This window comes from Pseudomonas sp. GM21 (assembly GCF_000282215.1).
Taxonomy (GTDB): Bacteria; Pseudomonadota; Gammaproteobacteria; order Pseudomonadales; family Pseudomonadaceae; genus Aquipseudomonas.
In genome coordinates, this window is sequence record NZ_AKJS01000139.1 from 1 (window position 1) to 22460 (window position 22460).

18 protein-coding genes are annotated in these 22460 nt (G+C 58.6%); 12 read left to right on the forward strand and 6 right to left on the reverse strand.

Translation table 11 applies throughout. The features are described from left to right. Positions 1 to 26: 26 nt before the first annotated feature. The 3 genes from PMI22_RS07085 to PMI22_RS07075 form a co-directional block, all read right to left on the reverse strand. Positions 27 to 1154, reverse strand: a complete 1128-nt coding sequence (locus PMI22_RS07085; protein WP_007947783.1) for an ABC transporter ATP-binding protein — start codon at positions 1152 to 1154, stop codon at positions 27 to 29. Positions 1155 to 1402: 248 nt separating this feature from the next. Then, positions 1403 to 2032, reverse strand: coding sequence for a response regulator (locus PMI22_RS07080; protein WP_007947784.1), 630 nt, complete (start codon positions 2030 to 2032; stop codon positions 1403 to 1405). A 75-nt stretch (positions 2033 to 2107) separates the two neighbouring features. Continuing rightward, the gene (locus PMI22_RS07075; protein ID WP_007947785.1) at positions 2108 to 4504 is read right to left on the reverse strand and encodes a PAS domain-containing sensor histidine kinase; all 2397 of its coding nucleotides are present in this window, start codon (positions 4502 to 4504) and stop codon (positions 2108 to 2110) included. A gap of 73 nt (positions 4505 to 4577) precedes the next feature. Here PMI22_RS07075 and PMI22_RS07070 point away from each other — a divergent pair, with 73 nt between their 5' ends. After that, positions 4578 to 5573, forward strand: a complete 996-nt coding sequence (locus PMI22_RS07070) for an alpha/beta hydrolase family protein (RefSeq protein ID WP_007947786.1) — start codon at positions 4578 to 4580, stop codon at positions 5571 to 5573. Between the two features lie 155 nt (positions 5574 to 5728). On the opposite strand, the gene PMI22_RS07065 is transcribed toward PMI22_RS07070, so the two are convergent. The 3 genes from PMI22_RS07065 to PMI22_RS07055 are packed head-to-tail and all read right to left on the reverse strand — an operon-like array spanning position 5729 to position 8185. Continuing rightward, positions 5729 to 6496: a TerB family tellurite resistance protein gene (locus PMI22_RS07065; RefSeq protein WP_007947787.1), complete on the reverse strand. Its 768-nt coding sequence runs from the start codon at positions 6494 to 6496 to the stop codon at positions 5729 to 5731. Position 6497: 1 nt separating this feature from the next. Next, on the reverse strand, positions 6498 to 7169 hold the full coding sequence (gene murU, locus PMI22_RS07060; protein ID WP_007947788.1) for an N-acetylmuramate alpha-1-phosphate uridylyltransferase MurU: 672 nt from the start codon (positions 7167 to 7169) through the stop codon (positions 6498 to 6500). After that, entirely contained in the window at positions 7166 to 8185 is a 1020-nt protein-coding gene (locus PMI22_RS07055; RefSeq protein ID WP_007947790.1) for an aminoglycoside phosphotransferase family protein, read from the reverse strand. The genes murU and PMI22_RS07055 overlap by 4 nt, the downstream gene beginning before the upstream one ends. A 130-nt stretch (positions 8186 to 8315) precedes the next feature. On the opposite strand from PMI22_RS07055, the gene PMI22_RS07050 reads away from it, so the two are divergent. The 11 genes from PMI22_RS07050 to PMI22_RS07000 all read left to right on the forward strand — a co-directional run bounded on the left by PMI22_RS07050 (position 8316) and on the right by PMI22_RS07000 (position 22420). Next, positions 8316 to 11108, forward strand: a complete 2793-nt coding sequence (locus tag PMI22_RS07050; RefSeq protein WP_007947791.1) for an LPS-assembly protein LptD — start codon at positions 8316 to 8318, stop codon at positions 11106 to 11108. Then, positions 11083 to 12405 (forward strand): peptidylprolyl isomerase SurA, encoded by a 1323-nt coding sequence (gene surA, locus PMI22_RS07045; protein WP_007947792.1) that lies wholly within the window; start codon positions 11083 to 11085, stop codon positions 12403 to 12405. The genes PMI22_RS07050 and surA overlap by 26 nt, the downstream gene beginning before the upstream one ends. Next, positions 12402 to 13391, forward strand: coding sequence for a 4-hydroxythreonine-4-phosphate dehydrogenase PdxA (gene pdxA, locus PMI22_RS07040; protein WP_007947793.1), 990 nt, complete (start codon positions 12402 to 12404; stop codon positions 13389 to 13391). The genes surA and pdxA overlap by 4 nt, the downstream gene beginning before the upstream one ends. Next, on the forward strand, positions 13388 to 14206 hold the full coding sequence (gene rsmA / locus PMI22_RS07035) for a 16S rRNA (adenine(1518)-N(6)/adenine(1519)-N(6))-dimethyltransferase RsmA (RefSeq protein ID WP_007947794.1): 819 nt from the start codon (positions 13388 to 13390) through the stop codon (positions 14204 to 14206). Before pdxA ends, rsmA begins: the two co-directional genes overlap by 4 nt. A 123-nt stretch (positions 14207 to 14329) precedes the next feature. Then, positions 14330 to 14710, forward strand: coding sequence for a Co2+/Mg2+ efflux protein ApaG (apaG, locus tag PMI22_RS07030; protein ID WP_007947795.1), 381 nt, complete (start codon positions 14330 to 14332; stop codon positions 14708 to 14710). Beyond that, positions 14710 to 15591, forward strand: a complete 882-nt coding sequence (locus PMI22_RS07025; RefSeq protein WP_007947796.1) for a symmetrical bis(5'-nucleosyl)-tetraphosphatase — start codon at positions 14710 to 14712, stop codon at positions 15589 to 15591. The genes apaG and PMI22_RS07025 overlap by 1 nt, the downstream gene beginning before the upstream one ends. 33 nt (positions 15592 to 15624) lie before the next feature. After that, the gene (gene glpE, locus PMI22_RS07020) at positions 15625 to 15954 is read left to right on the forward strand and encodes a thiosulfate sulfurtransferase GlpE (RefSeq protein ID WP_003228847.1); all 330 of its coding nucleotides are present in this window, start codon (positions 15625 to 15627) and stop codon (positions 15952 to 15954) included. A 296-nt stretch (positions 15955 to 16250) separates the two neighbouring features. Then, on the forward strand, positions 16251 to 18173 hold the full coding sequence (locus PMI22_RS07015) for a PrkA family serine protein kinase (RefSeq protein WP_007947797.1): 1923 nt from the start codon (positions 16251 to 16253) through the stop codon (positions 18171 to 18173). Between the two features lie 123 nt (positions 18174 to 18296). Next, on the forward strand, positions 18297 to 19568 hold the full coding sequence (locus tag PMI22_RS07010) for a YeaH/YhbH family protein (protein ID WP_007947798.1): 1272 nt from the start codon (positions 18297 to 18299) through the stop codon (positions 19566 to 19568). After that, positions 19565 to 21127: a SpoVR family protein gene (locus tag PMI22_RS07005; RefSeq protein ID WP_007947799.1), complete on the forward strand. Its 1563-nt coding sequence runs from the start codon at positions 19565 to 19567 to the stop codon at positions 21125 to 21127. The genes PMI22_RS07010 and PMI22_RS07005 overlap by 4 nt, the downstream gene beginning before the upstream one ends. Before the next feature lie 63 nt (positions 21128 to 21190). Continuing rightward, positions 21191 to 22420 carry a multifunctional CCA addition/repair protein gene (locus PMI22_RS07000; protein ID WP_007947800.1) on the forward strand — a complete coding sequence of 410 codons (1230 nt, stop codon included), beginning with the start codon at positions 21191 to 21193 and terminating at the stop codon, positions 22418 to 22420. Positions 22421 to 22460: the final 40 nt, after the last annotated feature.

The window sequence follows — 22460 nt, forward strand, 5'->3', positions numbered from 1 at the left end:
ACAGCAGACCCGGCGCGGTGTGGAAACTAAGTGGGAGCGTCCCCTAGCGGGTCGAGCGCGCGAACGTGTTCGACCTGCCAGCCAAGCGGTACCACGTCGCCAACAGCCAGCGCGGGATCGAGCTCGGCAATCGGTTGTTTCACGAAGAAGTCGGTCTTGCCGCAGACCTCCAGGCGAACCCGGACGTGATCGCCCAGATAGATGAATTCCGCCACCCTCCCTGAGAAGCGGTTGACGCATGACTCGCTGGAACCATTGAGGCTGATGCGCTCGGGACGAATCGACAGCGTGACCGGTTCGCCGGTCTTGCCGACGTTGACCGCCAGGGCTTCAACTTTTTCGCCACGACCCAGCTCAACGATGCAGCGATCGCCGGTCTGGCTGTGCAGGCGGCCGTTGAGGCGGTTGTTCTCGCCGATGAAGTTGGCGACGAAGGTATTTTTCGGCTCCTCGTAGAGGGTGCGCGGCGGCGCGATCTGCTGAATCTCGCCTTGATGGAACACCGCTACCCGGTCGGACATGGTCAGGGCTTCACCCTGGTCGTGGGTCACGTAAACCACGGTCACGCCGAGGCGTTGATGCAGGTGCTTGATCTCCATCTGCATGTGTTCGCGCAGTTGTTTATCAAGCGCACCGAGCGGTTCGTCCATCAGCACCAATTGCGGCTCGAACACCAGTGCCCGGGCCAATGCCACACGCTGCTGCTGACCGCCGGACAGTTGTGCCGGATAGCGCTGCGCAAAGGCGTCGAGCTGCACCATGCTCAGGACTTTTTTGACCTTGGCACTGACGTCGCTCTTGTTCATGCCGCGCACGGTCAGCGGGAACGCGAGGTTCTCGGCGACCGTCATGTGCGGGAATAACGCGTAGTTCTGGAACACCATGCCGATGTCACGCTTGTGAGGCGGCACGTTGTTGATGGAACGCCCGGCCAGCAGGATTTCGCCCGCGGTCGGTGTTTCAAAACCGGCGAGCATCATGAGGCTGGTGGTCTTGCCGGAGCCGGACGGCCCGAGCAAGGTGAGGAATTCGCCTTTGCGAATGTCCAGGTTGAGGTCTTTGACGATCAGGTTCTCGCCGTCGTAGCTTTTCTGCACTCCACGAAAGCTGACCAGAATGTCGCTGGCCCCTGCGCTTGAATCGACCTGGCTCATACCCGCACCTTTGTTGTTGATAACTGCTGTGGACTAAGCCTAGTGGACACTGCCGACCGCGCAAATCGGGGGGCAGGAGAGAATCGCCTCAGCCGGATGGAAGGTTGGGGGTAGGGATTGCCCTACAAGGATGGCGCGTTTTGACAAACGCAGCGGCAAGCTGTCCGCTGCAAGCCGCAAGAACAGCTGCAGGCGGCTGAAATGTACGTCGTTATTGGATATGCACACAGTCCCTCGTGGGAGGTGTGTCAGAGGAGTTTGTGTTCCATCGCGTACTTCACCAATTCCGCCAGCGAGGTGATGTTGAGCTTCTGCATCAAACGCGCTTTGTGGGTGCTGATGGTTTTGCTGCTCAACCCAAGTTGCTGAGCGATGTCATTGACGTTGACGCCTTGGGCCAGACGTTCGAACACCGAAAATTCGCGCTCCGACAGCAATGAGTGCAACGGCCTTGAATCGGTCAAGCCGACTTCGAAAACCATGCGGTCGGCGAGGTCCGGGTCGATGTAGCGCCCACCCGCCGCCACTTTACGGATAGCGGTCAACAGCAGTGCCGGATCACTGTCCTTGGTCGCGTAACCCGCAGCGCCGACTTTCAATGCCCGGGCGGCCATTTGCGCTTCGTCGTGCATCGACAACACGAGGATGGCGGGCGGATTGTTCAGTGCACGAATCCGCGGAATTGCTTCCAGGCCATTCACGCCCGGCATGGAGATATCCAGCAATACCACCTCGCACGGCACATGCCGCAAGGTCTCGAGCAACTGCTCGCCATTGCTCGCCTCCCCCACCACCAGCAAATCCTTGGCCAGGCCAATCAATTGCTTGATGCCTTCGCGGACGATGGTGTGGTCTTCGGCTACCAGTACACGGATCACGTTCTTCTCCATTCTTTTTATTTCAGAGCCAGGATCTATCGCGGGCAAGTCGTCAGTACAGTCAACACACATTCTTCAGGCTGCATCCAGCGGCACACGAACACTCAACGTCGTGCCCTCCCCCGGCTCACTTTCAAGCGAAAGCTGCCCGCCCATGATCAACACCCGTTCACGCATGCCGACCACTCCGAAAGATGTTGCCCTACCGGTGGCGGGGACAAATCCTACGCCATCATCACTGACGGTCAGACACAACTCGTCGCCTTCCAGCGCCAAAGTGAGCTCAACAGTATGCGCCTGGGCATGGCGCATGACATTGGTCAGCGCTTCCTGAAGGATCCGAAACAAGCCGATGGCCATGGCATCGCTGAGCACCGGCAGATTGTCCGGCACCTGCACCAGACACGGAATCTGCGTGCGCGCCTCGAAACGCCGGGCCTGCCACTCGATGGCAGACGCGATCCCGGCGTCGAGAATCGGTGGTCGCAGCGCCGTGGCCACATCGCGCACCAGTTGAAACAGTTGAGCGATCAAGCGCTTCATGCTGTTCAAGCGCTCGTTCAGTCCAGGGTCGAGTTGGGCGTAGGTCAATTCGCACATGGACGTTTCCAGTTTGAGCACGGTCAGCATCTGGCCCAGTTCGTCATGAACTTCCCTGGCGATGCGCGCCTTTTCCTCTTCGCGCACGCTCTCCAGGTGCGCGGACAACTCACGCAGCTGTTCGCGGGAGCTGGCGAGTTCCAGCTCAATACGCTTGCTCTCGCTGATGTCCCAGACGATACCGTCCCAAACGTAAGCGCCGTCTTCGAGTCGACGGGTGATGGCTTTGATCTCGGCCCAACGCTGTTCGCCCGAACGGGTCAAGATCCGCCCTTGCCAGGACCAGTCACTGTCGGTATCCAGCGCATGGTCCTGAGTCTGGTGATAGCTGGCCTTGTCGTCCGGGTGCACCAGACTGCGCAAACCTTTATCGCGATGGGCCAGGGTGGCCGGCGAGTACCCAACCAGGCTTTCACTGCCTTCACTAATGTAGGCAAAGTCGATCTGCCCGGTCACCGGTGCGCGCTCAAGGCGAAAGACCAGCCCTGGAACGTTGGCGGCAATCCCCTGCAACCGCGCCTCGCTTTCCTGCAACGCGGCCAGTGCGCGGCGGCGTTCGGTCACGTCGTTGAGATAAACAACCAGGTATTCGCCATCGCGAAACCGCAGGAAGCTCAACGACACATCCGTCGGCAAAATGCTGCCGTCAGCCCGCACGCAGTTAGTTTCGAAACTGAGCGGTCCCTCCTCACTGGCCCGCGCGCGTTTCCACAGATTCAGCCAGCGATCCATGTGCAAACCGGGCTCGAAGTCGATGAGCGGTCGCTCGATGATCCCGCCCGGCGGGTAGCCGAGCATGCTTTCGGCAGCGCGGTTGGCGTAACGTACATGGCTGTCCCAGTTGACCCAGAGAATGCCGACGGTGCTTTGATCGATGGAAAACTGCGTCAGGCGCAGCGCCTCTTCACTGGCTTCACGCAGCGCAATGTCTTCGCGCGCAGCCAACAGGCGTTGCTCCAGACTGTGCTGTTGCCGTCGCTGCCAGAACACGATGGCCATGCTGCTCAGCAGCATGACGGCAAACAGCAGGCAAAGGTTTTGCCAGAACCCCGGGGATTCGGAAAGCCTTGGGTATTTAGGCTGTAACCATTGGTTATGCAGTTGCTCCAAGTCCTTGGCCGGGATCGCCCGCAGCGCACTTTCGACAATGCCGGCCAGCTCCGGCCAATCCCGGCGAGTGGCCACTCGCAGCAATTGCGGCAGGCCGATGTCGCCCACCACGACCAGTCCGGCGAACTCAGGCTCGGCGGATAATCGGCCCAGCTGGGCCTCATCGACCACGGCGTAACTGGCTTGCTGACTCAGCAACAATTGCAGCGCCTGACGCTCAATGGGCACGCCTTGCAGGTTCAAATGTGGATAGTTGCTGCGCAGATAATCGGCGGTCGCGCTGGGCATCCGCACCGCGACACGGGTCTGACTGTCGAGCTTCTCCAGTTCCACGACACCGGTGCCTTTCTGGTCGCTGACCACCAGTTGCGGAACTCGCATGTACGGATCGGTAAATTGCCACAGGCGCAAACCGGCAGGGGTTTGCATCAGTCCCACAGCGATGTCGATTTCACCCGCACGTGCAGCGTCTTCCAGTTGCGCGCCATCCGGAAAATTGCGCCAGCTGAGCTCAACTTTGAGCGCATTGGCCAACCATTTCATCAGCTCGACGTTCACCCCGGACAAGCGTTGCAAACGGCGATCGTATTGCGCATAAGGCGCCTGCAAGACCACACCGACCCGCAGTTCACCATGGGTTGCCAGCCATTGTTTTTGCTCGGGCGACAATGGCGCGGCATGCACCTGGGGCGCAGACGCCGCCCACCCCATCAAGGGAAACCACAAACAGCCGATAACCCACAGGCAGCGAAAAAACATCATCGAAGTCTCACACACTGACAAACACTGACTAACCCATTAGGCTGCCGGAAACACTTCTGGCCTGGAATATCCGATGCCCCCTGTCTACCGTCTGGCACTGCCAGCATTGTGCCTGTCGCTGATCCTGCCTTGTGCCTTTTCTGCCGAGATCACCGACCCGGCGCCAGAAACTGCAGAAAAAACCACAGAAGAAAAACCGGCCGAACGCCAGCCATTGCTTGAGCGTAGTCAGGAAGAAGCGACAGCACTTGAGCGAAAAATCCCTGTTCAGGAACAGCAACAGCTGCAAGCCGGCACCGACACCTTTCTAGCCTTGTGGAAACCGGCCAATACCGCCGAGCCCAAGGGCGCGGTGATTATCATCCCCGGTGCTGGCGAAACCGCTGACTGGCCGCAAGCAATCGGCCCTTTGCGCCGCCAATTGCCAGACGCCCAGTGGAGCAGCCTGAGTATCACCTTGCCCGATCTGCAAAGCGACGCCATTGCGCCACGTAACGTCGAAGTCGCACCCGCGCCAAAAGCACCGGATACCGCCAGCAAGGATTCCACCACCGCAGCGCCCATCGAACAGGCCGCCAGCGGTGAAGCGGAAGTGGTCGACAAGGTCATCGCCGAAACCAGCGAGGAGCAGGTAAAAGCCGACGCTGAACGCATCTTCGCGCGTATTGAGGCTGCCATTGCTTATGCCGAACAACAAAGCGCCCGCCGCATTGTCGTGCTAGGCCATGGCACTGGCGCTTACTGGGCCGCGCGCTACCTGAGTGAGAGACAACCCTCGCAAGTGGAGAAGTTCGTGATGGTCGCAGCCCAGGCACCGGTTGCTGCAACGCCTGCGCTGGCCGAACTGACGCCGACGTTGAAGCTCGCGACGGCGGACCTTTTCTATATGGATAAGCCGCTGGATCGCAAAGCAGCGCTGGAGCGTTTGCAGGCCAGCAAGCGTTTGAAGACGTCGGCATTCAATCAGGTTTCGTTGAAAGCGCTGCCGGGGAATGCCAAGGCTGAGCAGGACCAGCTGGTACGCCGGGTGCGTGGCTGGTTGAATCCGCAGAATGTGGCGGACCGATAGACCGAGGTGCCCCATTCGCGAGCAAGCCCGCTCCCACACTAGATCTTCAGTTGACACAGAATTCGTGTGCACCGAGATCAAATGTGGGAGCGGGCTTGCTCGTGGGAGCGGGCTTGCTCGCGAAGGCGTCCTCACAGGCGACACAACCCCTAGCCCTATCGAAAATCCCGCCGCTCACGAATCAACGTATAAGCCGTATGCAACTCGCGAGTCCTGTCCGTTGCCTCACGCACCTGCAATGCCGTCGCCCCGCTGCCGGCAATCTTGTCCGGGTGGTGGCGACTCAGCAGGCGCCGATAAGCACGCTTGATCTGCTCCGGCTCGCTGGTTGCCGACACCCCCAAAAGCCGCAGCGCATCTTGATAGCTGATGGCGCCGCTGACCTTTGGCCGCCTGTGTTGCTCATAATCGGCGGCCAATGCCTGCACCTGATGCGGCGTCCAGCCCAGCCACTTACCCCATTGGGCAATCAACTCGCGCTCACGACTACCGGCACGGCCATCGGCCCAGACCATCCGCCAACAGGCGCGCAACACACCTTCTGCGGCATGAGGCTGAGCACTCAAGCGCCGCAGATAGCCGCGTAATCGGTCATTACCCGATTTGCCGCGATTGAACGCGACAATGGCACGACGTTGCGCCGATTCCGTCATGTCCAAAGACCGCATTTCCTGACGGGCCTGCTGGATGTGGCCCTCCATCACCTGTCCATCACTCTTGGCCAACCGCCCCAACAACACGAAAAGCAGCTCATCATTGCGCAGCATCGGACGACCGCCGAGCTTTTCAATCAGATGCCCAAAGCTTTGCAAGTGCAAGCGCCGATCCAGCGCCTGCCCCAACAACGCGCCGAGCATGGCCCCCGGAATGCTGGCTATGGCATAGCCTGCTCCGGCTCCGATCAGAGTCCCTGGCCACAACATCTCAGCGGCTCGCTTCTATCAATGCTTCAACTTCGGCCAGGCGCTCGTGCGTGCCGACATCCACCCACTGGCCTTTCAACCGTTCGCCCGTCACTTGCCCGTCGGCCATGGCTTTGCGCAACAGCGGCGCTAGCTTGAACGCCCCGTCAGAACAACCGTCGAACAGCTGCGGATGCAACACTGCGATGCCGCTGTACGTCAGGGTTGTGATGCCTGGCTGTCCGTCGCGCACGTGGCCGTCGACCAGCGTGAAATCGCCGGCCGGGTGATGGGCCGGGTTATCCGCCAGTACCAAGTGAGCCAACCCGGCGCCGGGCTGATGCAGCACGCTGAAGTCGTAATCGGTCCAGATATCACCGTTGACCACCACAAAAGCATCGTCCCCCAGTAACGGCAACGCGCGAAAAATCCCGCCGCCGGTCTCCAGCGGCTCACCCTCCGGTGAATACTGGATGGTGATGCCGTAGCGTGAACCGTCGCCCAGATAATCTTCGATCTGCTGACCGAGCCAGGCATGGTTGATCACAATTTCGCTAAACCCGGCTGCCGCCAGGGCGCGCAGGTGATACTCGATCAGCGGCACGCCGCCGGCGCGAACCAGCGGTTTGGGGGTGGTCAAGGTCAACGGACGCATACGCTCGCCTTTGCCTGCCGCCAGAATCATGGCCTTCATGCATGGGCTCCGGCACGCAGACTTAGCAATAACACATCCAGTTCCGCCAGTTCAGGCCGGCGGGCGATCACCGCTTCTATATAGGCAAAGAAGCGTGGCACATCGGCGAGGTAGCGCGGCTTGCCGTCACGATGGCAGATGCGGGCGAAGATGCCGATGACTTTCAGGTGACGCTGCACGCCCATCAAGTCGCTGGCTCGCAGGAAGTCTTCGAAATCCGGCTGAACCGGAATGTCGAGAGCGCCGGCTTGCTGCCAGTACTGCTCAAGCCAGCCGCGCACACGCTCTTCAGGCCAGCTGAGGAAGGCGTCCTTGAACAGGCAGGTCACGTCGTAGGTCACGGGACCATAAACCGCATCCTGGAAATCCAGCACACCCGGGTTCGGATCGCTGATCATCAAGTTGCGCGGCATGTAGTCGCGATGCACCAGCACTTTGGGCTGGGCCAAGGCGCTATCAATCAACAGATCGGTCACGTTCTGCCAGAGCATTTTCTGCGCCGCGTCGAACTCGATGCCCAGTTCCTGTTTTACGTACCAGTCGGGAAACAATTCCAGCTCGCGACGCAACAGTGCGACGTCATAACTCGGCAACGGCGCAACCATTGGCAACTGCTGAAAAGCCAACAGCGCCTGCAGGGCATCCTTCAATAAATCGTCGGCATTTTTGCTGTCGATCACGTCCAGGTAAGTCTTGTTGCCCAAGTCATTGAGCAAAAGAAAACCGCGCTCGAGGTCTTCGGCATAAATTTTCGGTACATTTATTCCCGATTTCGCCAGCAAAAAAGCGATATCCACGAAGGGTTTACAGTTTTCCTGGGGCGGTGGAGCGTCCATCACGATGAAGCTTTTACCCTCGCCTTCCCAGCGAAAATAGCGCCGAAAGCTCGCGTCGCTACTGGCCGCAGTCAACGTGGCCGGGGGTACGGCACCCCATCCTTGTGCTGCAAAGAGAATCGCCAACTGCTCATCGAGCCAAACTTTCAGTTGCTGCAAACGTACATCTTGATCAGGCATTGCAAGGGTCTCCGACGGCGCTAGCCGTCAAGCGGGTCATGCTTTATTATCCAGCATCTTTTTCAGACCATCGAGAGGCGTGCGGCCCACACCGCGGGCAGATGGCACGCAGGAAGCCCGGACTAATAAGATGGCATTGAAATCCCCCGCGTTTCGTAAAAAATTTCCGTTGTTGGTTACCGGCAGTTTGCTGGCCCTGCAACCCCTGGCTACTTCATTCGTGGTCGCCGCGGAACAGTATGACTGCTCAGCCTCCGCTTCGGGTGCCTGGAGCTGCGCGCCAAAAGCGACGACGGCGACATTACCACCGCGCCCTGTCCATGAAGACAGCGCAGTTTCCGCCACTGGCGAAACTGCAGTCCAGAGCGGTTCCAGCGAAGAGGCTGGCGCCAAGACTGTACTGGTTACCGAGTCCAACGGCCGCGGCCTGAAGTCCCGTAGCGAAGATTACAGCCACCTCGACTGGGTGCCACGCGAAAATCTCACTGCAGCACAGTTGGCCGAAACCGGCCCTTACTGCGCGGGCGCCTATGTCGAACCGATTCGTCCTGGCATGAATGACAAGACGAACAAAAGTGACGCGCCTACCTTTATCGGCGCGAAAGCCTCGCGCTACAACACTGAAGATCAGGTCGGCACGCTGGCCGGCGACGTCGTGTTGCGTCAGGGCAGCATGCAGGTCGAGTCCGACGAGGCCAGCCTGTATCAGGCCGAGAGCCGCGCCGAACTCAATGGCGACGTGCGTATCCGCGACAACGGCGCACTGATCGTGGGCGACCGTGCAGAAGTGCAACTGGACACTGGTGAAGCCAAGGTCGACAACGCCGAATACGTGATGCACAAATCCCGTATCCGCGGTAACGCGCTGTACGCCAAGCGTGCCGAAAACGCGATCATCCGCCTCAAGGATGGTACGTACACCACGTGCGAACCGGACAGCAACGCCTGGCAGCTCAAGGGCAACAACATCACCCTGAACCCGGCGACCGGCTTCGGTACCGCGACCAACGTGACATTGCGAGTCAAGGACATACCCGTCCTGTACACGCCGTACATCTACTTCCCGATCGATGACCGTCGCCAGTCCGGCTTCCTGCCGCCGACCATAGGCACCGGCACCGATACCGGCTTCATGCTGGTCACACCGTATTATTTCAACCTGGCACCGAACTACGATGCCACGTTGTACCCGCGTTACATGGAAAAGCATGGCTTGTTGATGGAAGGCGAATTCCGCTACCTCACCGAATCCAGCGAAGGTCAGTTCGGTGCTGCGTACCTCGACGACGAAGACACCCAGCGCAGCAAACAGACCGACTACCGCAAAGACCGCTACATGTATAACTGGCAGCACAAGGGTGGTCTTGATTCGCGCGTACTCACGCAAGTCGACTACACCAAGATCAGCGATCCTTATTACTTCCAGGATCTTCAGACCGACCAGATTGGTGTGAAAAGCGCTGACTACGTGAATCAGCAAGGCTCGGTCAGCTACCGCGGTGACAGCTATGTGGCGCGCGTGAATGCTCAGGCATTTCAGTTGGGGACAGTTGCGAACGTCACCCCTTACGATCGCTTGCCACAGATCACCTTGGATGGTGCGCTGCCTTATCAGCCAGGTGGCCTGAATTTCAGCTACAACACTGAAATCGTGCGGTTTGATCGTGACCTGAAAAATGGCACGTTCACCGATGAAGACGGCAATGTGAGCCCTCAGCTGGACACCAACACTCAAGGTCTGGCGCGCGCTAACGGCGACCGCCTCAACCTGGCACCCGCCGTCAGCCTGCCGCTGGACTGGACTTATGGCTTCCTGAAGCCGACGCTCAAGTACCAATATACCCAGTACCAACTGGACCTGGACAGCATCGGCAAATCCCAGATTGACGCTCAGACCGCGGAGTCAGACAAACTCCTCGGTACCTTTGACAGCAACCAGAACCGTGGCGTACCAATCGCGAGCATCGACAGCGGTTTGTATTTCGATCGCAAAACCCAATGGTTCGGCAAGAATTATCGCCAGACCCTTGAGCCGCGCCTTTACTACCTCTATGTACCAGAGGTAGATCAGGAAGACATTCCTGTTTTCGACACCAGCGAATACACCTTCAGCTATGCATCGTTGTTCCGTGACAACCGTTTCTCCGGCTCCGACCGTGTCGGCGACGAGAACAAACTGTCGCTGGGCATCACCAACCGCTGGATCGAAGACAACGGTTTTGAACGGCAACGCATCAGCGTAGGCCAGGCCTTTTACTTCCAGGATCGCAAAGTACAGATGCCAGGCATCGACAGTACCCGTGCCGATTCTACCGCCGACGTTTCGCCGTACGCCCTGGAATACGAATACCGCTGGAACCGCGACTGGCGCACCACGGCCGATTACAACTGGGACCCGGACAGCCGCAGCCCACGCTCGGGTAGCGCGATGTTCCACTACCAGCCTGAAGACAACCCGAACAAGATCGTCAACGCCGGCTATCGCTATCGCAACGACCAGGTGCTCTACAACCAGAACACCGGTAAGTGGCAGTTCGGAGGTGACTATGGCGTTGAGGGCCAGCCGGGTTTCGTGAAGGACTACTACAAGATCGTGCAGCACGACTTCTCGGTGATCTGGCCGATCGTGCCTCAGTGGAACGCCATCAGCCGCTGGCAGTATGACTACAACCAAAACCGTACCCTGGAAGCCTTCGGTGGTTTCGAGTACGACAATTGCTGCTGGAAACTGCGCTTGATCAACCGCTACTTCGTTGATTACGACGAGTTCAGCCAAGATGCTCCACAAAACGAAAAGGGCGACCACGGCGTCTTCCTCCAAATTGTTCTGAAGGGACTCGGCGGCCTCACCGGCTCAAAAGTAGAGAGCTTCCTCGACAAAGGCATCCAAGGTTATCGTGAACGTGAAAACCAAGCTTTCTGATTGTCTGCGCCCGCTACTGCTGGGCGCGCTGTTTCTGGGTACCGCGGCCAATGCCGCCGTACAGTCCATCGACAAAGTGGTGGCCATCGTCGACAACGACGTAGTCATGCAGAGCCAACTGGACCAGCGCGTTCATGAAGTTCAGCAAACCATTGCCAAGCGTGGCTCTGCCGTGCCGCCAGCCAGCGTGCTGGAGCAGCAGGTGCTGGAGCGTTTAATCGTCGAAAACCTGCAATTGCAGATCGGCGAACGTTCGGGCATCCGCATTACCGATGAAGAACTGAACCAGGCGGTGGGCACCATTGCCCAGCGCAACAACATGTCGGTGGATCAATTCCGCGCCGCGCTGGCTCACGACGGTCTGTCTTACGACGACGCCCGTGAACAGATTCGCCGTGAAATGGTCATCAGCCGTGTGCGTCAGCGTCGCGTGGCAGAACGCATTCAGGTGTCCGAACAGGAAGTGAAGAACTTCCTCGCCTCCGACCTGGGCAAGATGCAATTGTCTCAAGAGTTTCGTCTGGCCAATATCCTGATTCCTACGCCGGAAAGCGCCAACTCCGAAGCGATTCAGAGTGCCGCCAAGCAGGCCGACGCGATTTACCAGCAACTCAAGCAAGGCGCTGATTTCGGTCAATTAGCCATGGCGAAGTCTGCCAGCGAAACCGCACTGGAAGGCGGCGACATGGGCTGGCGTAAAGCGGCTCAATTGCCACCTCCGTTCGATCGCATGTTGAGCTCCATGCCCGTAGGTGATGTCACCCAGCCAATGCGCACACCCGGCGGCTTCATCATCCTCAAGATCCTCGACAAGCGCGGCGGTGAAACCCAGGTGCGCGACGAAGTGCACGTGCGTCACATCCTGGTCAAACCAAGCCCGATCCGCGACGAAGCAAAAACCAAGGCCCTGGCGCAGTCGCTCTACTCGCGTATCGAAGCGGGTGAAGACTTCAGCGAATTGGCCAAGAACTACTCGGAAGACCCGGGTTCTGCGCTCAATGGTGGCGACCTGAACTGGATCGACCCGAACGCACTGGTACCGGAATTCCGCGAAGTGATGGCCAGCACCCCGCAAGGCAAGCTGTCCAAGCCGTTCCAGACCCAGTATGGCTGGCACGTTCTGGAAGTACTTGGCCGTCGCGCCACCGACAGCACTGCCCAGGCTCGCGAGCAACAGGCCATGACCGTACTGCGTAACCGCAAATACGACGAAGAGCTGCAAACCTGGTTGCGTCAGATCCGTGACGAAGCGTACGTAGAAATCAAACTCCCTGGTGCAAGCCAGGCAGCACAGTGAAACCCAAGCGTTTCGCGCTGACACCCGGCGAACCGGCCGGCATAGGTCCAGACCTGTGCCTGCTGCTCGCCTCGCAAGCCCAGCCACATCCCCTGATTGCCATTACCAGCGCCGACCTGCTCCTTGAGCGGGCCGTGCAGCTGGGCGTGGTTGTCAATCTGTTGCCGGTAACGCCAGACTGCTGGCCGGATGTTCCTGCACCCGCTAACAGTATGTATGTCTGGGATACGCCGCTCAATGCGCCGGTCTGCGCCGGTCAACTGGACAAGGCCAATGCCGCTTTCGTCCTGGAAACCCTGACCCGTGCGGGTCAAGGCTGCCTGGACGGGCATTTCGCCGGCATGATCACCGCTCCCGTACACAAGGGCGTCATCAACGAGTCCGGGATAGCCTTCTCCGGGCACACCGAATTTCTTGCCGACCTGACCCATACCGCACAAGTGGTGATGATGCTGGCCACGCGTGGATTACGCGTGGCGCTGGTCACCACTCACCTGCCCCTTCGCGAGATTGCCGATGCGATCACGCCGGAGCGCCTGGAGCGGGTCACGCGAATCCTGTACGCCGACCTGCAAGAAAAATTCGGCATCGCCCAGCCACGCATCATGGTTTGCGGGCTCAACCCGCATGCCGGTGAAGGTGGACACCTGGGCCATGAAGAAATCGACATTATCGAACCTACATTAGAGCGCCTGCGCGGTGAAGGCATGGACCTTCGCGGCCCCCTGCCCGCCGACACTCTGTTTACCCCAAAATATCTGGAGCACTGCGACGCAGTGCTGGCGATGTACCACGACCAGGGCTTGCCCGTGCTGAAGTACAAAGGTTTCGGCGCGGCAGTCAACGTGACCCTCGGCTTGCCGATCATCCGCACTTCAGTCGACCACGGCACCGCCCTGGACCTGGCCGGCAGCGGTAAAATCGACACCGGCAGCCTGCAAGTCGCCCTGGAAACCGCCTACCAGATGGCCGAGACCCGTTTATGACCGAGCATTATCAACACAAGGCGCGCAAACGCTTTGGCCAGAACTTCCTGCACGATGCCGGCGTTATCGACCGTATCTTGCGCTCTATCCACGCCAAAACCGAAGACCGCGTGCTGGAAATCGGCCCGGGCCAGGGTGCTCTGACTCAAGGCTTGCTCAACAGTGGCGCGCAACTGGACGTGGTGGAGCTGGACAAGGACCTGGTCCCGATCCTCAATCAGCAGTTCGCTGGCAAGAGTAATTTCAGTCTGCATCAGGGTGATGCGCTGAAATTCGACTTCACCAGCCTGAATGCCGCGCCGGGTAGCCTGCGTGTGGTCGGCAACCTGCCGTACAACATTTCCACGCCGCTAATTTTTCACCTGCTGCACAACGCCAGCCTGATCCGCGACATGCACTTCATGCTGCAAAAAGAAGTGGTCGAACGCATGGCAGCTGGCCCGGGGGGCGGTGACTGGGGTCGTCTGTCAATCATGGTTCAGTACCACTGCCGGGTCGAGCATCTGTTTAATGTCGGTCCGGGCGCGTTCAATCCGCCACCAAAGGTTGATTCGGCCATCGTGCGCCTGGTGCCCCACACGGTGCTGCCACACCCGGCCAAAGACCATAAATTGCTGGAGCGTGTCGTTCGCGAAGCCTTCAACCAGCGCCGCAAAACCCTGCGCAACACCCTCAAGTTGCTACTGAGCAATGCCGAAATCGAAGCCGCCGGCGTCGATGGCAGCCTGCGCCCCGAACAGCTCGACCTGGCCGCCTTCGTGCGCCTGGCCGACAAGCTCAGCGAACAAGCCTTGAACCCGCCCGCCGCCGACTGACAGGTGACAAGCGTTATCGGGTAGGACGCCAGACGCGATGTCTGGTTTACTACCCGGTACTTGGCCTAGACTGATCTCCATCAGCTATGCCCCGCGTCCCGCTTCGTTTTTAAGGCCTCTTGCATGTCCGATCCTCGTTATCAGGTCGACGTCAGCGTCGTCACCCGCTATCTGGCAGAACAATCGCAACCCGAGCAGAACCGCTTTGCCTTCGCTTACACGATTACCGTGCACAACAACGGCGAGCTACCGGCCAAATTGTTGTCGCGGCACTGGGTGATCACCGACGGTGACGGGCATGTCGAGGAGGTTCGTGGCGCTGGCGTGGTTGGGCAGCAGCCGCTGATCGACGTGGGCCAGAGTCACACCTATAGCAGCGGCACGGTCATGACCTCCAAAGTCGGCACCATGCAAGGGACCTACCAGATGGTTGCCGATGACGGTAAGCATTTCGACGCCATCATCGCTCCATTCCGCCTGGCGGTGCCCGGAGTCTTGCACTAATGGCGACGTATGCCGTAGGCGACCTGCAAGGCTGCCTCGAGCCACTGCAGTGTCTGCTCAAGCAAGTCGCTTTTGATCCGGCCAAGGATCGCCTCTGGCTGGTGGGCGATCTGGTCAACCGGGGCCCGCAGTCGCTGGCAACCCTGCGCTTTCTTTATGACATTCGCGAATCGCTGGTGTGCGTACTGGGCAACCACGACCTGCACTTGCTAGCCGCCGGGCGTAACATCGAACGCCTGAAAAAAAATGACACCCTGCGCGAGATTCTCGAAGCACCCGATTGCGCGCAGCTGCTGGAGTGGTTGCGCCAGCAAAAGCTCATGCACTACGACCAACAGCGCGACATTGCCCTGGTGCATGCCGGCATTCCACCACAGTGGTCACTGCGCAAAGCCATGAAGTGCGCAGCTGAAGTTGAAGAAGTCCTGCGCGACGACAACCGTATCGCCCCGTACCTCGACGGCATGTATGGCAACGACCCGGCGAAATGGGACAACGATCTCAAGGGCGTTACGCGCCTGCGCGTCATCACCAACTATTTCACCCGCATGCGCTTCTGCACCAGCGAGGGCAAACTCGACCTCAAGAGCAAGGAAGGCGTCGGCACGGCGCTACCGGGCTATAAGCCATGGTTCACGTACAAGGAGCGCAAGACCAAGGGCCTGAAGATCATCTTTGGCCATTGGGCGGCCCTCGAAGGCCAATGTGACGAACCGGGGATCTTCGCGCTCGACTCCGGTTGTGTCTGGGGTGGAGCGATGACCCTGATGAACGTCGACACCTTTGAGCGCCTGCATTGCCAGTGCAACGATAAGGGCCACAGCGAACCCGCCGTCGCCCAAACCATTACCGAACAGCCCCCAGCCAGCGACCCGCGCTAGGCTGCTCTATCAGCCAAGCCACAGGAGCCCGCCATGAGCGAATTCAAACGTATCCCCCCGGAACAGGCCCAGGCCCTGCGTGAACAAGGCGCAGTGGTGGTCGATGTCCGTGATCCTGCCACCTTCGCCGCGCTGCACATCAGCGGCTCGAAACATCTGGACAACCATTCCCTGCATGCCTTTATTCAGGGCGCAGATCTGGACGCACCGACTGTAGTGGTTTGCTACCACGGCAACTCCAGCCAGGGTGCCGCGGCGTACCTGATCAGCCAGGGTTTCTCCGACGTCTACAGCATGGATGGTGGCTTTGAGCTGTGGCGCACGACGTATCCTGCGGAAACAGCTCAAGGTACCCCGGAATAATTTTTTTGTAACGTGCAAGCCCCGCCCCCTGCGGGCTTGCGCGGTGGCAGACGAACGGTCTGCCACAACTAATTACGTATCTCGCCTTTACCTCCTGAATTCCCAACTATCCTTAAGCGCAGGCCATCCAAAACAGGGGAGAGCCGGTACACCGGCGCGCGGGTCATCGGGAGTAGCTTTCGGAGTGGTCAGCTCCGTGAGAGTTCTGGGGGGTAAACAGCGACCGCCTGTTCGGTTGCTGCCAGCATCGACTGAGTGATCCGGCGTCGGCTCCACGTATCGAGCGAGGTGACGTCATGAGTATCTTTAGCCACTTCCAACAACGATTCGAGTCCACACGCCAGGAAGAACTCTCGCTGCAAGAGTATCTTGAACTGTGCAAGCAGGACCGCAGCGCCTACGCCTCCGCCGCCGAGCGTCTATTGCTGGCCATCGGAGAACCGGAGCTGCTCGACACCTCGACCAACTCGAGACTGTCGCGAATCTTTTCCAACAAAGTGATCCGCCGCTATCCGGCCTTTGAAGACTTCCACGGGATGGAAGAATGCATCGACCAGATCGTGTCGTATTTCCGCCATGCCGCTCAGGGCCTGGAAGAGAAGAAACAGATCCTCTATCTGCTCGGCCCTGTCGGTGGCGGTAAGTCATCCCTGGCCGAGAAGCTGAAACAGCTGATCGAAAAAGTGCCCTTCTACGCGATCAAGGGCTCTCCGGTATTCGAGTCGCCACTGGGTCTGTTCAACGCCACTGAAGATGGCGCGATCCTCGAAGAAGACTTCGGTATCCAACGGCGCTACCTCAACACCATCATGTCGCCATGGGCCACCAAACGCCTGGCCGAATTCGGCGGTGACATCAGCCAGTTCCGGGTGGTGAAACTGTATCCGTCGATCCTCAATCAGATCGCCGTGGCCAAAACCGAACCGGGAGACGAGAACAACCAGGACATCTCGGCCCTGGTGGGCAAGGTCGATATCCGCAAACTGGAAGAATATCCACAGAACGACGCCGATGCTTATAGCTACTCGGGCGCACTGTGCCGGGCCAACCAGGGCCTGATGGAATTCGTCGAAATGTTCAAGGCGCCGATCAAGGTGCTGCACCCATTACTGACGGCCACACAGGAAGGTAACTACAACAGTACCGAAGGCCTTGGCGCGATTCCGTTTACCGGGATCCTGCTGGCCCACTCCAACGAGTCGGAGTGGCACACCTTCCGTAACAACAAGAACAACGAAGCGTTCATCGACCGGATCTACATCGTCAAAGTGCCGTACTGCCTGCGGGTCAGCGACGAAGTGAAGATCTACGACAAGCTGCTGTTCAACAGCTCTCTGGCCAAGGCCCATTGCGCGCCCGACACCTTGAAGATGCTTGCCCAGTTCACGGTGCTCTCACGCCTCAAGGAACCGGAAAACTCGAACATCTACTCCAAGATGCGTGTGTACGACGGTGAAAACCTCAAGGACACCGATCCGAAAGCCAAGTCGATTCAGGAATACCGCGACAACGCCGGTGTCGACGAGGGCATGAACGGCCTGTCTACCCGCTTCGCGTTCAAGATTCTGTCGAAGGTGTTCAACTTCGACCCGCACGAAATCGCCGCCAACCCGGTGCACTTGCTGTACGTGCTGGAACAACAGATCGAACAGGAACAGTTCCAGGCCGAAACACGTGAACGCTACCTGCGATTTCTCAAGGAATACCTGGCACCGCGCTACATCGAGTTCATCGGCAAGGAGATCCAGACCGCTTACCTCGAGTCGTACAGCGAGTACGGCCAGAACATCTTCGATCGCTACGTCCTGTACGCCGACTTCTGGATCCAGGACCAGGAATACCGCGACCCGGAAACCGGGGAAATCCTCAACCGCGTCGCCCTGAACGAAGAACTGGAGAAAATCGAAAAACCGGCCGGCATCAGCAATCCGAAGGATTTCCGCAACGAAATCGTCAACTTCGTGCTGCGCGCCCGGGCCAACAACAACGGCAAGAACCCGACCTGGCTCAGCTACGAAAAACTGCGGGTGGTCATCGAGAAGAAAATGTTCTCCAACACCGAAGACCTGCTGCCGGTCATCAGCTTCAACGCCAAGGCCAGCAAAGAGGACCAGCAGAAGCACAACGACTTCGTCACACGGATGGTCGAGCGTGGTTACACCGACAAACAGGTACGGCTTCTTTCCGAATGGTACCTACGGGTCCGGAAGTCGCAGTGAAGCAGCTGCAAGCTTCTAGCTACAAGCTGCAAGAGAAAAGCGGGTAAACTCCCAATTCCGGGAGCTCACGGCGCTTTCGCTTGCAGCTTGAAGCTTACGACTTGAAGCTCCCCGGAGGGGCCTATGAGCTATGTGATCGACCGACGTCTCAATGGCAAGAACAAGAGCACGGTGAACCGTCAGCGGTTTCTGCGACGTTACCGTGATCACATCAAAAAGGCTGTCGAAGAGGCGGTCAGCCGGCGTTCCATCACCGATATGGAACACGGCGAACAGATCAGCATTCCCGGCCGCGACATCGACGAGCCGGTGCTTCATCACGGTCGCGGTGGCAAACAGACCGTCGTGCACCCGGGCAACAAGGAATTCACCAGCGGCGAGCACATTGCCCGTCCACCTGGCGGTGGCGGCGGCAGAGGCCCCGGCAAGGCGGGCAACTCGGGCGAGGGAATGGACGAATTCGTCTTCCAGATCACTCAGGAGGAATTTCTCGAGTTCATGTTCGAAGATCTCGAACTGCCGAACCTGGTCAAACGCAACCTGACTGGCACCGACACCTTCAAAACAGTGCGTGCAGGGATCAGCAACGAAGGCAACCCATCGCGGATCAACATCATTCGGACCTTGCGCTCGGCCCATGCGCGGCGCATTGCCCTGTCCGGCAGCAGCCGTGCAAAACTGCGCGAAGCCAAAGAGGAACTGCTGCGACTCAAGCAGGAAGAACCAGACAATTTCGGCGATATCCAGAAAATCGAAGCAGAAATCGAAAAACTCAGTGCGCGGATTCATCGCGTGCCATTCCTGGACACGTTCGACCTCAAATACAACCTGCTCATCAAGCAACCCAACCCCAGCTCCAAGGCGGTTATGTTCTGCCTGATGGACGTATCCGGCTCCATGACGCAGGCGACCAAGGACATCGCCAAGCGCTTCTTCATCCTGCTTTACCTGTTTCTCAAGCGTAACTACGACAAGATCGACGTCGTGTTCATTCGTCACCACACCAGTGCCCGGGAAGTGGATGAAGAAGAGTTCTTCTACTCACGCGAAACCGGCGGCACCATCGTGTCCAGCGCCTTGAAACTGATGCAGGAGATCATGGCCGAGCGCTATCCGAGCAACGAGTGGAACATCTATGCCGCCCAGGCGTCCGACGGCGATAACTGGAACGACGACTCGCCGATCTGCCGCGACATTCTGATCAATCAGATCATGCCGTTCGTGCAGTACTACACTTACGTTGAGATCACCCCGCGCGAACATCAGGCCCTGTGGTTCGAGTACGAACGCATCGCCGAAGCCTTCTCTGACACTTTTGCCCAGCAGCAACTGGTCTCGGCCGGGGATATCTACCCGGTCTTCCGTGAACTATTCCAGCGCAGGTTAGTGACATGACCGCCAAAGAGCAGAAGCGCCAACCCATTTCCACCGGCTCCGAATGGACGTTCGAGCTGATCCAGGCCTACGACAAAGAGATCAGTCGTCTGGCGGCTCGCTACGCACTCGATACGTACCCCAACCAGATCGAAGTGATTACCGCCGAACAGATGATGGACGCCTACGCTTCCGTCGGCATGCCGCTGGGTTATCACCATTGGTCCTACGGCAAACACTTCCTCAGCACTGAAAAATCTTACAGTCGCGGGCAGATGGGGCTGGCCTACGAGATCGTGATCAACTCAGACCCATGCATCGCTTACCTGATGGAAGAAAACACCATCTGCATGCAGGCGCTGGTCGTGGCGCATGCCTGCTATGGGCACAACAGTTTCTTCAAAGGCAATTACCTGTTCCGCACCTGGACCGACGCCAGTTCGATCATCGATTACCTGGTCTTCGCCAAGCAATACATCATGCAGTGCGAAGAGCGCCACGGTATCGACGCGGTCGAGGACCTGCTGGACTCTTGCCACGCCCTGATGAACTATGGGGTCGATCGCTACAAACGCCCGTATCCGATTTCCGCCGAAGAAGAACGTCGCCGGCAAAAGGATCGGGAAGAGCATTTGCAGAAACAGATCAACGATCTATGGCGGACCATTCCGAAAGGTGCGGACAAGTACAGCGACAAGGACAACGCGCGCTTCCCCGCCGAACCTCAGGAAAACATCCTGTACTTCATCGAAAAACACGCGCCACTACTGGAGCCTTGGCAGCGGGAAATCGTGCGGATCGTGCGCAAGATTGCTCAATACTTTTATCCTCAACGCCAGACCCAGGTGATGAACGAAGGCTGGGCTACGTTCTGGCATTACACGCTGATGAACGACCTGTACGACGAAGGCCTGGTTACCGACGGGTTCATGATGGAGTTCCTGACGTCCCACACCAGCGTGGTCTTTCAGCCAGGCTTTGATAGCCCTTACTACAGCGGAATCAACCCTTACACCCTCGGGTTTGCCATGTACCGGGACATCCGGCGCATGTGCGAAGAACCCACCGAGGAAGATCGCCACTGGTTCCCGGAAATCGCCGGCACCGACTGGCTGTCGGCTATCAAGTTCGCCATGAGCAGCTTCAAGGACGAGAGCTTCATCCTGCAGTACCTGTCACCGAAAGTGATCCGCGACCTGAAGTTGTTCAGCATTCTCGATGACGACCAGAAGGACGACCTGCTGGTGCCAGCGATCCACGATGAAGAGGGTTATCGCATCATCCGTGAAACCCTCGCGGCGCAATACAACCTGGGGAATCGCGAGCCTAACGTGCAGATTTACAGCATTGACCGGCGTGGCGACCGATCCCTGACCCTGCGGCACCAGCAACATGATCGCAAGCCGCTGGGAGAGTCCACCGAGGAAGTGCTCAAGCACCTGCACCGCCTGTGGGGTTTTGATATCCACCTGGAAACCTTGCAAGGGGATCAGGTGATGAAAACCCATCACGTCCCCCCCAGAAGTGAGCACAGCGAAGGAGATTACGGGCGGCTGGACTTGGCCGTCATTCATCTTTGAGCGGGTTTGAACCTCCGAAAGTTCGGCGCAACGGTTATTCTGTCGAGCTAACGGAGGTTTTTTATGCAGATTTATAAAGTCGGCGGTGCCGTACGTGATCGCCTGCTGGGCAAACCTGTCACCGATATCGACTGGGTGGTGGTGGGGGCCACGAGCGAAGAAATGCTCGCCAAAGGGTTTCGCCCGGTGGGCGCGGACTTCCCGGTATTCCTTCATCCAAAAAGCGGTGAGGAATACGCCCTTGCCCGCACAGAACGCAAAAGCGGACGCGGCTATGGCGGCTTTACCTTTCACGCCAGTCCCGAGGTCACCCTCGAAGAAGACTTGATCCGCCGCGACCTGACCATCAATGCCATGGCCGAAGATGATCAGCAGAACCTGACCGATCCTTACCATGGCCGGCGCGATCTTGAAGCTCGCCTGCTACGTCATGTTTCCCCCGCGTTCGCCGAAGATCCGCTCCGCGTCCTGCGCGTTGCCCGCTTTGCTGCGCGCTATGCAGCTTTGGGTTTTACCGTCGCACCAGAGACCATGGCGTTGATGCGTCAGCTCAGTGAATCCGGCGAACTGCAGGCCTTGACCGCAGAACGCAGCTGGAAAGAAATCTCCCGTGCGTTGATGGAAGATCAGCCGCAAGTATTCATTGAAGTGCTGCGCGCGTGCGATGCACTCAAAGTGCTGATGCCTGAAGTCGACGCACTGTTTGGCGTTCCACAGCCGGAAGCTCACCACCCGGAAATCGACACCGGCCTGCACACCTTGAGCGTGCTGGAGCAATCGGCACTACACAAACAACCACTGACTGTGCGCTGGGCGTGTCTGCTACACGACTTGGGAAAAGGACTGACACCCGAGGAAGATTGGCCCCGACACATTGCTCACGAGCACAAGGGCTTGAAGCTGATAAAAGCGGTCAACGAACGCTTCAAGGCGCCGAAGGATTGCCAGGAACTGGCGTTGCTGGTCGGTGAATATCACACCCATGGTCATCGCGCGCTGGAACTGAAGCCTTCGACGTTGCTGGAACTGCTGCAAAGCTTCGACGTATACCGCCGTCCGCAGCGCTTTGAGGAGTTTATTGCCGCGTGCGAAATGGATGCTCGCGGGCGTAAAGGGTTGGAACAGAGAAATTATCCACAGGCGGATTATTTGCGCGGGGCGGCGACGGCAGCACGAAGCGTGGCGGTTCAGCCGTTGCTGGAGAAGGGATTCAAGGGGCCCGAACTGGGTGAGGCGATCAAGCGCGAACGACTCAAGGCGCTGAAGGCTTACAAGGAAGCGGCGTCTGTTTGAACGCTATCGCGGGCAAGCCCGCTCCCACAGGTACGATGCA

What these genes read in the sequence shown, in the direction of transcription:
- PMI22_RS07085 (WP_007947783.1), bottom strand. Translation starts at nt 1,154, where the DNA reads ATGAGCCAGGTCGATTCAAGCGCAGGGGCCAGCGACATTCTGGTCAGC.
- PMI22_RS07075 (WP_007947785.1), bottom strand. Translation starts at nt 4,504, where the DNA reads ATGATGTTTTTTCGCTGCCTGTGGGTTATCGGCTGTTTGTGGTTTCCC.
- PMI22_RS07070 (WP_007947786.1), top strand. Translation starts at nt 4,578, where the DNA reads ATGCCCCCTGTCTACCGTCTGGCACTGCCAGCATTGTGCCTGTCGCTG.
- PMI22_RS07065 (WP_007947787.1), bottom strand. Translation starts at nt 6,496, where the DNA reads ATGTTGTGGCCAGGGACTCTGATCGGAGCCGGAGCAGGCTATGCCATA.
- murU (WP_007947788.1), bottom strand. Translation starts at nt 7,169, where the DNA reads ATGAAGGCCATGATTCTGGCGGCAGGCAAAGGCGAGCGTATGCGTCCG.
- PMI22_RS07055 (WP_007947790.1), bottom strand. Translation starts at nt 8,185, where the DNA reads ATGCCTGATCAAGATGTACGTTTGCAGCAACTGAAAGTTTGGCTCGAT.
- PMI22_RS07050 (WP_007947791.1), top strand. Translation starts at nt 8,316, where the DNA reads ATGGCATTGAAATCCCCCGCGTTTCGTAAAAAATTTCCGTTGTTGGTT.
- rsmA (WP_007947794.1), top strand. Translation starts at nt 13,388, where the DNA reads ATGACCGAGCATTATCAACACAAGGCGCGCAAACGCTTTGGCCAGAAC.
- apaG (WP_007947795.1), top strand. Translation starts at nt 14,330, where the DNA reads ATGTCCGATCCTCGTTATCAGGTCGACGTCAGCGTCGTCACCCGCTAT.
- PMI22_RS07025 (WP_007947796.1), top strand. Translation starts at nt 14,710, where the DNA reads ATGGCGACGTATGCCGTAGGCGACCTGCAAGGCTGCCTCGAGCCACTG.
- glpE (WP_003228847.1), top strand. Translation starts at nt 15,625, where the DNA reads ATGAGCGAATTCAAACGTATCCCCCCGGAACAGGCCCAGGCCCTGCGT.
- PMI22_RS07015 (WP_007947797.1), top strand. Translation starts at nt 16,251, where the DNA reads ATGAGTATCTTTAGCCACTTCCAACAACGATTCGAGTCCACACGCCAG.
- PMI22_RS07010 (WP_007947798.1), top strand. Translation starts at nt 18,297, where the DNA reads ATGAGCTATGTGATCGACCGACGTCTCAATGGCAAGAACAAGAGCACG.
- PMI22_RS07005 (WP_007947799.1), top strand. Translation starts at nt 19,565, where the DNA reads ATGACCGCCAAAGAGCAGAAGCGCCAACCCATTTCCACCGGCTCCGAA.
- PMI22_RS07000 (WP_007947800.1), top strand. Translation starts at nt 21,191, where the DNA reads ATGCAGATTTATAAAGTCGGCGGTGCCGTACGTGATCGCCTGCTGGGC.